Annotated in this window: 13 protein-coding genes and 1 rRNA gene; 9 read left to right on the top strand and 5 right to left on the bottom strand. The window is 66.1% G+C overall.

The annotated features are described in order from the left end of the window. From ACI48I_RS08970 to ACI48I_RS08955, 4 genes are all read right to left on the bottom strand, one after another. A 16S ribosomal RNA gene (locus ACI48I_RS08970) occupies positions 1 to 96 on the bottom strand; the annotation flags it as partial. A gap of 476 nt (positions 97 to 572) precedes the next feature. Next, positions 573 to 887 carry a hypothetical protein gene (locus tag ACI48I_RS08965; protein WP_498573960.1) on the bottom strand — a complete coding sequence of 105 codons (315 nt, stop codon included), beginning with the start codon at positions 885 to 887 and terminating at the stop codon, positions 573 to 575. Positions 888 to 991: 104 nt separating this feature from the next. Next, positions 992 to 1,999 (bottom strand): helix-turn-helix transcriptional regulator, encoded by a 1,008-nt coding sequence (locus ACI48I_RS08960; RefSeq protein ID WP_498573959.1) that lies wholly within the window; start codon positions 1,997 to 1,999, stop codon positions 992 to 994. Continuing rightward, complete coding sequence (locus tag ACI48I_RS08955; RefSeq protein WP_498573958.1) at positions 1,999 to 2,178, bottom strand: hypothetical protein; 180 nt, start codon at positions 2,176 to 2,178, stop codon at positions 1,999 to 2,001. Before ACI48I_RS08955 ends, ACI48I_RS08960 begins: the two co-directional genes overlap by 1 nt. Positions 2,179 to 2,382: 204 nt before the next feature. Between ACI48I_RS08955 and ACI48I_RS08950 the strand changes: the two genes are divergently transcribed. The 9 genes from ACI48I_RS08950 to ACI48I_RS08910 all read left to right on the top strand — a co-directional run bounded on the left by ACI48I_RS08950 (position 2,383) and on the right by ACI48I_RS08910 (position 9,337). Beyond that, on the top strand, positions 2,383 to 2,583 hold the full coding sequence (locus tag ACI48I_RS08950) for a hypothetical protein (RefSeq protein WP_498573957.1): 201 nt from the start codon (positions 2,383 to 2,385) through the stop codon (positions 2,581 to 2,583). A gap of 14 nt (positions 2,584 to 2,597) precedes the next feature. Beyond that, on the top strand, positions 2,598 to 3,110 hold the full coding sequence (locus tag ACI48I_RS08945) for a YqiA/YcfP family alpha/beta fold hydrolase (protein WP_193685544.1): 513 nt from the start codon (positions 2,598 to 2,600) through the stop codon (positions 3,108 to 3,110). 280 nt (positions 3,111 to 3,390) lie between these two features. Beyond that, positions 3,391 to 4,605 carry an ankyrin repeat domain-containing protein gene (locus ACI48I_RS08940; protein ID WP_498573956.1) on the top strand — a complete coding sequence of 405 codons (1,215 nt, stop codon included), beginning with the start codon at positions 3,391 to 3,393 and terminating at the stop codon, positions 4,603 to 4,605. Beyond that, positions 4,602 to 5,093 (top strand): hypothetical protein, encoded by a 492-nt coding sequence (locus tag ACI48I_RS08935; RefSeq protein WP_193685542.1) that lies wholly within the window; start codon positions 4,602 to 4,604, stop codon positions 5,091 to 5,093. The genes ACI48I_RS08940 and ACI48I_RS08935 overlap by 4 nt, the downstream gene beginning before the upstream one ends. 29 nt (positions 5,094 to 5,122) lie before the next feature. Then, the gene (locus ACI48I_RS08930) at positions 5,123 to 5,812 is read left to right on the top strand and encodes a hypothetical protein (RefSeq protein WP_498573955.1); all 690 of its coding nucleotides are present in this window, start codon (positions 5,123 to 5,125) and stop codon (positions 5,810 to 5,812) included. Beyond that, on the top strand, positions 5,809 to 6,849 hold the full coding sequence (locus ACI48I_RS08925; protein WP_498573954.1) for a DNA translocase FtsK: 1,041 nt from the start codon (positions 5,809 to 5,811) through the stop codon (positions 6,847 to 6,849). The genes ACI48I_RS08930 and ACI48I_RS08925 overlap by 4 nt, the downstream gene beginning before the upstream one ends. A gap of 90 nt (positions 6,850 to 6,939) precedes the next feature. After that, positions 6,940 to 7,530: an HD domain-containing protein gene (locus ACI48I_RS08920; RefSeq protein ID WP_193685540.1), complete on the top strand. Its 591-nt coding sequence runs from the start codon at positions 6,940 to 6,942 to the stop codon at positions 7,528 to 7,530. Between the two features lie 24 nt (positions 7,531 to 7,554). Beyond that, complete coding sequence (locus ACI48I_RS08915) at positions 7,555 to 8,313, top strand: class II aldolase/adducin family protein (RefSeq protein WP_498573953.1); 759 nt, start codon at positions 7,555 to 7,557, stop codon at positions 8,311 to 8,313. A gap of 142 nt (positions 8,314 to 8,455) precedes the next feature. Then, the gene (locus ACI48I_RS08910) at positions 8,456 to 9,337 is read left to right on the top strand and encodes a bile acid:sodium symporter family protein (RefSeq protein WP_498573952.1); all 882 of its coding nucleotides are present in this window, start codon (positions 8,456 to 8,458) and stop codon (positions 9,335 to 9,337) included. Between the two features lie 22 nt (positions 9,338 to 9,359). Here the strand turns inward: ACI48I_RS08910 and ACI48I_RS08905 are convergent, their stop codons facing one another. After that, complete coding sequence (locus ACI48I_RS08905) at positions 9,360 to 11,576, bottom strand: molybdopterin-dependent oxidoreductase (protein WP_498573951.1); 2,217 nt, start codon at positions 11,574 to 11,576, stop codon at positions 9,360 to 9,362. Positions 11,577 to 11,815: the final 239 nt, after the last annotated feature.

The following is an 11,815-nucleotide window of genomic DNA, read 5'->3' as shown; positions in this document are numbered from 1 at the left end:
CTCGCCACCAGGGTTGCCCCCGTGCTGCCGTTCGACTTGCATGTGTAAAGCATGCCGCCAGCGTTCAATCTGAGCCAGGATCAAACTCTTCAGTTCAATCTCTGTTTGTTGACATTTCTGTCACCGCTATTGCTAGCGGGTCGCTCACTCAAAATACTGACCGTCATCTCATTGCTGAGACAACGTATTTCTTTTTTGTGAACATTTGATAATTTAAGTAATCAAGAACCGAAGCTCTTGGCACCTTCATCAAACGCCCACACTTATCGACTGTTAATTGTTAAAGAACTTATTCGGTACTGCCTTGCTGTGTTCTGCGAATCGTTTTGTTCGTCAGCAGCAGAGAAGCGAGATTATGCAGTGTTTCGCGCTCGTCGTCAACTCATCGTTTTCTACAGCGCATCCAACTTCTCGGAAGTTGCCAACTCAAGCAACTGATGTCGTTGAGTTTTCCTGCGCTGCAAAAGCAGGAGACGCACTATAGCAAACCAGGCGACAGCACGCAAGCCATGAAATGCCGGTTCGCTTTCACGAAATCGTCCCCCGCAAAACGCTCGGCCAGATGGACGGTTTCAGGCCATGCGCGGACAGGCTGCCCGCAGCGCCAGGGGAGCGGCGCCGGCTGCCGTGGACGGCGTAAGATCGTAGCCCCACATGAAGAGTGCGGCCTCGAGGCGGCGGCTCGCGGCCGTGCCCGAGCCGAAGACGGTGCCGGGATTCGCTTCCAGGACCGCCCGGAGGATCCAGCTTGCGCGCAGGTTCCATTTTGCGTGCGCACGTGGCCGCGCACCCAGCAGCGGAAACCCGCCCGGGCCTGGCCGAGGATTGCGCAGCTTGCGCCGCGCCGCGCCCGGATCCTCCTTGGCCGCCATGCAGGGAAAGCGCAAGCTAGCGGGGACAGGCCGTTGGCCGGCCCAGGCGGCGACGAACCATGCCAGCGCTCCCGCCACCCGGCTGTCGTAGATCACGGTCGGCGCGGTTTTCCGCTGGTTCAGGCATAGGCCGCCGTCATGCGCCGCGCAATGCCGGCCAGTTCCTCGCGCAGGCTCGTTGGCTCCCGGATCACCACCCCGTCCCCGAAGCCGAGCAGCCACCACACCAGCGATCGGGTATTCGGTACCGTGGCCGCCAGGTGCAGGCATCCGGCGTCGTCGGCGGTCAGCACCTGGTCGGCGCTGAGCGGCGTTTCGAACAGGTGTTCGCCGGCAGCCCGGCTGAACACCGCGCGCAGCGTGATCGGCGCACCCGCGATCACCCCGAACTGCCCGGATGCGATGTAGGCGTCGATGTCGAAACCGGGCTTGCGGCGCCCCGCTTCGTACGACACCTCGGCCTGCTGCACCCGGTGCAGCGCCAGGGTACGGACATCGTCGTAGTCACCGAACATGCACACCAGGTAGACCAGGCCGCCGCGCTGCACCACGGCCTGCGGGTGCACCGCGGGATACACCGTCGCCACGTCCGCATCCCGCTTGCGATAGTGGAGCCTGAGCTGGCGGTCCTGCATCAGGGCGAGGTACACGAGGCGCTGGCATTCGTCGTCCATGCGCGGCGGCAGCAAGGGCTGCTGGGGTGGCACGCTGCGCACCTTGTTCAGCCAGGCCCGCGGGGGCGAGGCGTCGTCCACCGCCGACAGCGTGCGGGCGGCCGACTGGAAGTGCGGGCGCAGCGCATCGACCGCGCTCGGCGGCAGGTGGTGTTGCAGGTGCTGCTCGACCAGGGCCAGCGTCAGCGCTTCGGGCAGGCTCAGCCCGGGCAGGTCGAAGCTCGATGCTTCGCGCAGCCAGCTCCAGCCATAGGGTTTGTCACGGCTGTCGACCACGATCGGAAACACCTCGGACAGTTCCTTCAGGTCGCGCTCGACCGTGCGCTTGGCGACCTCGAAGCCGGCCGCGCACAGGCGCTCGCACAGGTCCCTGGCCGACACTTTGAGCGGCGCCCGCGGCACCATGCGCAGCATGTGCCACTGGCGCAGCAGCGATTGCTGGTTGGTCGCCATCAGGACAGCTCCGCCCGGCGCGCCCGCAAAGCCGCCTCGAGATGCGCGGCCTCGACATGCGCGGCCTCGACCGTCGCATGGGCAAGCGCCGGGGCAGCGAAACGCAGGGATTCGACGTCGCGGGCGCCCCGCCCTTTCGTGCGCGCGATCGCGTCGATGTGTTGGATCAGTGCAGGCATGTGCGATCAGGCAGCCGGTTGGCGGCCGTGCGTGTGTTCAAACTGCCATCTTAGCAAAAATATTTCCAATAAGAAATATAGTCTGCCTCCCAGCTCGACAGTCTGCCGGCGTGGCGCGACAAGGACCGTCGCAGGCGCGCTGCGACGTCGCCTGTCGCCCCCCGTCGCTACACTGGCCACCCGATCAACGGCACGGAGCCCGACATGACAAGACAGACACTGACCGATGCACGGCACCACACCGCCGGCTACATCGACACCGCCGCCGACGGCAGGCAGACCGCCAGGGATGCGCGCCTGCATATCGTCGGCTACTACGACCCGCGTACCGACAGCACGCGCGACGCGCGCCTGCACACGGTCGGCCACGGCAACATCCTGGCCTCGCTGATCGCCTGCCTGTGAGCGCGCGCACGCCGATGAACAAGGGATTGATCCACTTCGTGCACGGGAAGGAAAGCGGGCCGGCCGGCGCCAAGATCGCGGCACTGGCGGCGGTGGCATGGCAGCAGGGCTGGGACGTCGCCAGCCTCGATTACACGCACACCGCCGATCCGGCACTGCGGCTGGAACAGTTGAGAAAGGCCTGCAGCGTCCTCGACCGGCCGCTGCTGCTGGTGGGATCGAGCATGGGCGGTTGGGTGGCGGCGGAAGCGTCGGCCTGGCTCGACGCGCACGGCGTGTTCCTGCTCGCCCCCGCCGTGTACATGCCGGATTATCCGACCCAGGCCCCGGCCCTGCTGGCCACCCATGCGGAGATCGTGCACGGCTGGGACGACGACCTCATCCCCTGCGAGCACGCGATCCGCTACGCACGCCTGCGCGGCTGTACCCTGCACCTGGTGCAGGGCGACCATCGCCTGAACCACCGCATCCCCTTGCTGCGCGAACTGTTCGGCGCTTTCCTGTCACGCTGCTCCGCATCCGCCTGAGCCGCCCCGGGAAGAATCCCTGCCAGGCTGGCGGCCTGCCCTGCCGCACGGGCTGCAACCGTTGCGGCACGGCGGCGCGCGGCGAATTGATACGATGACATTTTGTTTCAGGTAGGCAATAATAATGAAATACCCCATCATCGATCGAGGCCGCGAACCATGAGTTCCCGCGCGCCGGCCGTGCTGCGACATCCGTTGTCGCCACGCCGGCCTATCATGTTCCCGTTTCAGTGGCCGCTGCCTGTGGCGGCCGCGCCATCCCTTTCCAGGACCCGACAACATGTCCGATCTCCGCTGGTACCTGCCCCTCGAACACTGCAGCACGCTCGACGACATTCGTGGCAACTGGCACGAACTGCTCGAGCGCAGCCAGATGGCGCCGTTCCACAACGTTCCGCGCTACGAGGATGCCATGCTGTCTTTTCTCGGCACCAGCGCACTGGCGCCCTGCCTGAAGCTGGCGGCCGTGCTGGCATGCGGCTCCGCATTCGATTTCGACTTCCGGCTCGCCGTCGGCCTCCTGAAAGAGCAGATCGACGAACTCGACGCGCCCTGGCCCGAGGCGGTCGCCGCCGCGGTTAGCGACAACGGCCCGGCCCTGCCGGTCGCCACATCCGATGCCTGGCTCGGCGCCTTCATCGCGGGCCGCCTCGCGGGCCTGCGCGAAACCTTCGGCCACGACGGCACACGCGCAGACGACTGGCGCGCCGCGTTCTGGAACCGGTACCTGGAGATGGCGTGCCGCCACGCCGATACCGAAGGCGTCGCACGGGCGCTCGCGCACGGCGCCGACCCGCGGGCCGATGGCCACGCAGCGATCCTGACGCCCGCACAGGGCGTGCACAGCCGCTTCCTGCCTGAATCGGGCCATCTCACGCCCGGGCGCACCAACCACGACTACCAGAACATCCTGCTTCGGTTGCTGGAAGGCGGCCTGGCGTGCGCCGACATGCTCACGGTGGCGCTGCCGGCCGCCGCTGCCGCCGACAACACCGACATGCTCGACTTCCTGCTGGCCCAAGGGGCCGACATCCGCGCCGACGGCGCCCGCGCCCTCGCGGCCGCCGCCAGGAACATGGCGCAAGAGGCAGTTGCCTGGCTGCTGGGGCATGGCGCGAACGTGCATGCCGACGGTGGCGCGGCACTGCTTGCCGGTGTCGCCTCGCTGGATGCCACCACCGTCCGGATGCTGCTTGCCGCCGGCGCCGACCTGCAGGCCGCAGGCAGCCTCGCGTTCCGTACCGCGCTCGCTTCGCGGCCGCACGATCTTTACTCGGACGAGTCCGACCTGGTGGCAGAGCGCGCCGACATGCTCGTCTTCCTGCTCCGGCAGGGAGTGCGCCCGGCCGGCGCGGACCTGCGCGACGCCGGGGACAGGCTGGATGCAAGGCGCGTGACCGAGGCGGCCGCAGGGCACGAAGGCATCACCCCCGCCGACGCGGAACTGCTGCGGACACTGGCCGGGCTGGCCTGGGGGCCGGAGGGCGCCCGATGAGCTACGATTTCGCGGAGCACCTGCACCTCGACGGCACGGTCTATTCGCTCCAGTCCTTCCCGCTCAACGACTGGCTGGCGTCGCTGTCGCCCCGCCCCCGCTTTCGCCCCTGGCCAGGATGCTCCAACGGTTACCGCGCCACCTGGGAGGTGGCGGAACGGGACAGCGGCCGCGTACTGTATCTCACCGAACTCAAGGCGCCGGTGGAGGACCTGCTCGCGCAGCTGTTCGGCCGGCCCGATACGCCGCTGGCGGCAACCTGGTTCAGCGGGATGCTCCGGGGTACCCGTGGACCCATACGGCGCACCGGCTACCCGCCCCACACGTTCACCGACGACGAAATCCATCTCGAGATCGTCTCCGGCAGCGTGGTACGCGAATGGGTGCTCGACCTGCGCGGGGTCCCTGACCAGACCGACGACGAATTGCGCCTGTCGCTGCCCCGCTTTCTTTGGGGGCCGCGCCTGCGTGGCGAATCCCCGGACTGAATTCGATCGACTCATTCCCGACCAGGACGATGATGCACACAGCGCCAGACGAGATACTCCGCGAAGTACGGGACCTCCACCAGTTCATCCTCGCGCTGCTCGCGAGTCCCGACAAGACAAGATGGCACTGGCCATCGTACTACCTGCTGTACGTCGACATGGACCGCATGGCGTGGCGTCTCCGGGGGACAAGGACCGTGTTCGCCGACGAACCGCTGTTCGGGAAGGTTGCCGGGTTCGCGGCAGAACCGCGCCCGGTCGCCGGGCAGGCCGAAGCGGTGGACGACGCGTTTGCGGACCTCGGCAAAGCGCAGGGATCGATCGTGGACCGGTTGTGGCACATGTCGCGCAACACGCTGACCGTCATCGAGGACAAGCAGCTGCGGCAGCGAATGCGTGCGCACCTTCATCCGAAAAGCGAGTGGTACCAGGTATTCCGCTCGGACTACTGCCCGGGCCGTGTGTCGGCCGACGGCCGGACGCTCGAAAGGAGCATCCTGAAGACCGATCCGGAACCGCCGGATCGGATTCACGATCTCGGAGAAAAGAATCTCCACGTCCACCAGACCTTCGACATCGGTACCGACGCGGCGCGCACTTTGCTGGCTCAAGCGCTCGCCAGGGTGGAGGACGAGCACGCCCGCGTGTCGCGTGCAATGGCGGACTGTTTCCTCGCGCACTGCTCACTTGAAGCGCTCCTGCATCCGTCATCCGTATGAAGGGGAACGGACCGTTTGCAGGCAGCTTCGTCGAACTCCACGAGGTCGGCGCCGATGGCCATGCCGCCGCGCCGGAGATGATCCCCGTGCAGGCGCCGGCACGCAGCGGCACCCCGATCCTGGTGATCGCCGCTGGCCCCTTTGCGTACGCTGCGGCAAGCGCGCAGGCGGTACGCATCGCAAGGCGGCACACCGGCGGCGCGCTGCGCCTTGCCGTCGTCGAGATCGAGGACGGGCCGGTCGCGCCGGACGAAACGCACCGGGGCGAACTCGAGGCCGCCTTCGATGCCGTGGTGGCCGTGACGCGGGGACGGCGCCGGCAGCTAGTGAGCCGCCTGCTCCGGACAATACTGAGACGCGACGGACAGGACCAGCCGGTCGGTTGCGACTGGGACGACGTCAGCCACATCCTGGGAACTTCGCGCGGGGCTGCAGTTCGTTTCGGATGCGGACACGCTACGGGCGGCACGCGTGCCTCGCTTGCGGCCCTGGAGGCGATCAGGCAGGCCGATTCCCGAGGCCCGGGTCTGCGCGCCGCGCATGGCGTCTGCGTCGGCATCCGCGCTGCCTCGACAACGATAGGCGGCAGCGAAATCAAGGAAGCGATCCATCTGGTCCGTGCCCGGGTCCATCCACGCGCCGCGATCACGATGTCGATCGGATCCGAAAGTGCCCTGGAAGACGGCGCATTCGAAGTCGACATCTTTGCCTTCGGACAGTTCGACGCAGCCGAACTTGCGCGGCAAGGCACCGGCGCCGACGATGCGCTGCCGGATCAAGCTGCCGATCCGGAGGCGCCGGGGCAAGGAAAGGAAGCGTTGCGCGATCCGCTGTATGGCGCCGCCCGATCGCTCGTGATACGTAGCCAGCGTGCGTCGATTTCGCTGGTTCAGCGGCACCTGCGCATTGGCTATGGACACGCGTGCCGGCTACTGGAGAGCATGGAGGGCGATATCTTGTCCGCCCCCGGCGAGGATGGGAAGCGTACGGTGCTGGTGCCGGGCCAGACGCCGCAGCATTCGTGGCGCCCTGAATAAAAAAATTACAACCTCAAAGCGCTACCTGTCATACCATCGGTAGAGAACCACAGCGGTTCTTTCCAGAACAAGAAACAGGAGACGACAACCATGAACTTGCGCGCAAGTTTCAGCAACATGAAGGACAGTACCCGGGAAGACTGGCAGCTGATCGGCCAGGAATTCGTGCCCTATACAAAAGCCCTGCCCGACCGCATCATGGCCCACCTGAAGATCCTCGAGGGCGACTACGGCGGCTTTCCGGTCGACCGCTATACGCACTCGCTGCAAACCGCGACCCGGGCCTTGCGGGATGGGCGGGACGAGGAATACGTGGTCTGCGCACTGCTGCACGATATCGGGGACACACTGGGCAGCTTCAATCACCCCGATATCGCGGCGGCCATCCTGAAACCTTTTGTGACCGACGCCAATCACTGGATGGTGCAGAACCACGGCGTATTCCAGGGCTATTATTTCTTCCATCACCTGGGCTTGAACCGCGAGATGCGCGACCAGTTCGCGGGCCACCAGTTTTACGACTACACGGCCGAATTCTGCGACCTGTACGACGCGCCGGCATTCGACAGGCAGGCGGAAACACTGCCGCTCTCCGAATTCGAGCCGATGCTGCGCCGCGTATTCGCCAAGCCGCGCCGCAGTATTTATAAGACGGATACGCCTGCCGAACAATCGGCCTGAACCCACATCACCGGAGAAACCCGCATGCATATCCCTTCTCTTAAAGACCAGGTCAGCGCCGACGAGTGGCAACTGCGATGCGATCTGGCCGCCTGTTACCGGCTCGTTGCGATGTACGGCTGGAGCGACCTGATCTTCACGCATATCAGTGCCCGGGTGCCCGGGCCCGAGCACCACTTCCTGATCAACCCCTACGGAATGATGTTCGACGAGATCACCGCATCGTCCCTGATCAAGGTCGACCAGGACGGCAACAAGCTTTCCGAGTCGCCCTTGCCGGTCAACCGCGCCGGTTTCGTCATCCACAGCGCCATCCACGCCGTGCGCGACGACGCGCAATGCGTGATTCATACCCATACCCGCGCCGGGGTGGGCGTCAGCGCCCAGCGCAATGGCGTGTTGCCGATATCCCAGCAATCGATGTTCGTTCTCGCCTCGCTCGCGTATCACGACTACGAAGGCGTCGCGCTGCACGATGCCGAAAAGCCGCGCCTGCAGGACGACCTGGGCATGGCCAATTTCCTCATGTTGCGCAACCACGGCTTGCTGACGGTCGGCGCCAGCATCCCCGATGCCTTCCTGTCGATGTACACCTTCGAAAGCACGTGCCAGATCCAGCTGGCCGCACAATCGGGCGGCGCCGAACTGGGAATGATCGCACCCGAGATCCTGGGCAGCGCCGCCGAAGCGCTCAGGGCCCAGACCTCGGGAATGGGTGGAGCCTTCGCCTGGCCTGCGCTGCTACGCAAGCTCAAGCGCGTCGACGACAGCTACCTGACCTAACCCGTCCTGACCCGGGCGCGCGCGACGGCCCTTCCCTCACCCCGCCTGCGTCCCCGATGGCGGGCCGAGGGACGGGCCGGCTCGCTCGCTCTACTGGTTCGTGTGATTTGTTCTTTCCCATACCAACAACAAGGAGACATGAATGAGCAGTTTTATCACGCTGTTACCGACCCTGCTGATCGGCGCACTCGCCCTGATCATGTTCGGACTGGGCCTGTCGCTCACCCTTGCCGACTTTCGCCGCCTGCTCGGCCATCCCAGACCGGTGGTGCTGGCACTCGTGCTGCAGGCATTGGTGCTGCCTGCGGTCTGCTACGGCCTGATCGTGGCGCTGGACGTGTCGCCGGTGTACGCCGTCGGCCTGATGCTGCTCGCGGCCTCACCGGGCGGCGTATCGGCAAACCTGTACAGCCATCTTTTTGGCGGCAACGTCGCAATGAATATTTCGCTGACGGCCATTAATACGGTGCTGTCGATCGTCAGCCTGCCCCTCATTGGCAACTTTGCGATCAATACCTTCGCCAGGACCGGCCAGGTCGTGCCCATGCAAACCGGTAAAGTGATCGAGGTGATCGGCATCGTGCTGGTGCCGGTGGTGATCGGCATGTTCGTGAAAAGCCGGGCGCCGGCGTTTGCCGCGCGCTCGGAAAAACCCATGAAGGCCTTTTCGATGGTGGTGCTGGCGGCGCTGGCACTGATCGCCATGGCCAAGGAGTGGACCTCGCTGACCGCTTCGTTCGCCTCGATCGGACTGGCCGTCATTGCCTTCAACGCAATCAGCCTCGGACTCGGTTACTACGTGCCGCGCCTCATGGGGCTGGACAAGCCGAATGCGATCGCGATCGGCTACGAAATCGGCATCCATAACTCGACGCTGGCGATTTTTGTCGCGGTATCGGTGCTGGGCGACTTCAAGCTGATGGTACCGGCGGCGATCTACTCCGCCAGCATGTACGTGCTGGCGACGGCCTTCGGTTTTCTCGTGTTAGGGAGACAGCCGGCCGTGGTCGCGGCGCGAGCCTGATTCGGTTCCGGCAGATGGCGCCTCAGAGCGGCGCCATCTCTACCGCCACGCCCGACAGGACTGCGTTACCCGACAAGGGGTCGCGCAGGTTCTCGTCGAGCAGCGCGTTCAGGTTGACACCGGGCCGTTCGGCCGCCACGCCAAGACGGGTTCCGTCCAGGTCATGGCCCCAGCCATGGGGCAGGCTGACCACGCCGGGCATCATCTCGTCGCTCACTTCCACCTGGACGTCGATGCGGCGCGCGCCGTTCCGCAGTTGCGCCATGCCGCCGTCAAACAGGCCGAGCCGGGCGGCGTCGACCGGATGAACCAGCGCCGTGCAGCGGTAGGCGCCCTTGGCCAGCGCCGGGAGGTTGTGCATCCAGCTGTTGTTGGAGCGCAGCTGGCGCCGGCCGACGATCACGAGATCGGGTGCGGGCGCCGCGAGGTCCGCCGCCACGCGCGCCAGGTCATCGAGCAGCATCGGCGGGGCCAGTTCGATCTTGCCGGACGGCGTGCGCAAGGCTTCCGGGATGCGCGGGGTCATCGGTCCCAGGTCGATACCGGACGGCGCCTGCCTGATCTTCTCCAGTGTGAGGCCGGCGGGCATACGGCCGAACCCGTCGCCGTAAGGGCCGGTGCGCAGCGCCAGGTCGAGCAGGCGCTCCGGCCCGCGCTGCGGGGCCAGCGCCGCCATCACCTGCGCGGCGGCCGGACCGAACAACTTGTCGAGCTCCTGTTCCAGCGAGGCGGCGTCGAGCGCCGCGATATCGGCGTCGGCGCCCTGCCCCTGCGCGATCGCGGCGATGCGCAGCAGGCTTTCCCACTCGTCGGGCTGGCCGGGCTGGCGCGGGAGCACCGGCGGGCTGTAGCGCGCGTGATTCCGGTGCGAGAACTGGGTGAAGCTGACGTCGTAGTGCGCGTCCTCCAGCGGTGACGGTCCGGGCAGGATCACGTCGGCGTGGCGCGAGGTTTCGTTGAGGTAGATGTCGAGGCTGACCATGAACTCCAGCCCGTCCAGTGCGGCGGCCAGGCGCGGGCCGTTGGGGCTTGACAGCACCGGATTGCCGGCGATCGCGATCAGCGCCTTGACCTGTCCCGGGCCGGGTGTATCGATTTCCTCGGCCAGGCAGGTAATCGGCAGCTCGCCCGCCACCTCGACGGCACCCGACACTCGCGAGCGATGGCGTCCGCTGACGACCCCGCGGCCGGCGCCCGGCTTGCCGCGCGTGTTGGCCGCGAATGCCGCGGCCTTGGGAAACATGGCGCCGCCCTCCTCGTCCAGGTGGCCGGTCAGGACATTGATCACATCGATCAGCCAGGAGCACAGGGTGCCGAACTGCTGGGTGCAGGTGCCGATGCGGCCGTAGATGGCGGCGCGCGGCATAGTGGCGAGCGTGCGGGCCAGGCTGCGGATGGTGGCGGCATCGATGCCGCAGCGCGCGGCAACGCGTTCGGGCGCGTAGTCCCGGACCGCCGCGGCAAGCTCCTCGAACCCGTTGCAGTGCTCGGCCAGGCGGCCCGGCCGCACCAGCCCTTCGTCGAACAGGGCATGCACCATGCCGAGCAGGAAGAAGACATCGGCGCCGGGACGAATGAAATGGTGGGCATCGGCCACCTCGGCGGTCTCGGTTCGGCGCGGGTCCACCACGACCATCCTGCCGCCGCGCGCGCGCAGTGCTTTGGCCTTGCCGCGGAAGTCCGGCACGGTCCACAGGCTGCCGTTCGATACCATCGGGTTGGCGCCGAGGATCAGCAGGAAGTCGCAGCGTTCGATATCGGGGACGGGAACCGACAGCCAGTTGCCGAACATCAGACCGACGGACAGCATCTTCGGCACCTGGTCCACGCTCGACGCCGAGAACATGTTGCGGGTGCCGAGCGCCCTGGCCAGGCGCGGGAAGTAGAGCATCAGGCTCATCTTGTGCGAGACCGGGTTGCCGAGGACGGTCGCCACCGCGTCCGGTCCGCCGGCCGCGATGATCGGCGGCAGGCGCCGCTCGATTTCCGCATAGGCCTCCATCCAGCTGGCTTCGACGAACTTGCCGTCGCGCTTGATGAGGGGCAGGCGCAAGCGGTCGGGGTCGTCGTGCAGGTCCTTCAGGCCGACCGCCTTGGGGCAGAGGAAGCCCTTCGAAAACACGTCATTGCGGTCGCCGCGAATGCGGACGACGCGGCCCTCCTCCAGGTCCAGTTCGAGGCCGCAACTGGCCTCGCAGAAGGGGCAGATGCGGTGGGCGACTGCGGTCGAACTTGTCATGGCGACCCTTTAAGAAGGAAAACCGAACGGTCGTTCGATTGTGGTCAGGGATGATCGAATTGTCAAGCAATGCGGTTGCCCCGCCGGCCTGCCAGCCTTTCGCGATGATTGCACGGGCTCTTACAAATGGTTTCGATTGAATCGTTTACAGGCTTTATCGTGCGCGCCTCAGCAAGTAGTCTAACGGGCTCGGCATGCGTCACCTCGTGCCGCAGCTGGTGCGCGGCAGGTGCGCGGCC

It is taken from the genome of Massilia sp. LXY-5, assembly GCF_059801075.1.
Note: the sequence above shows the minus strand (reverse complement) of the source record. Positions and strands in the feature narration are given on the sequence as shown.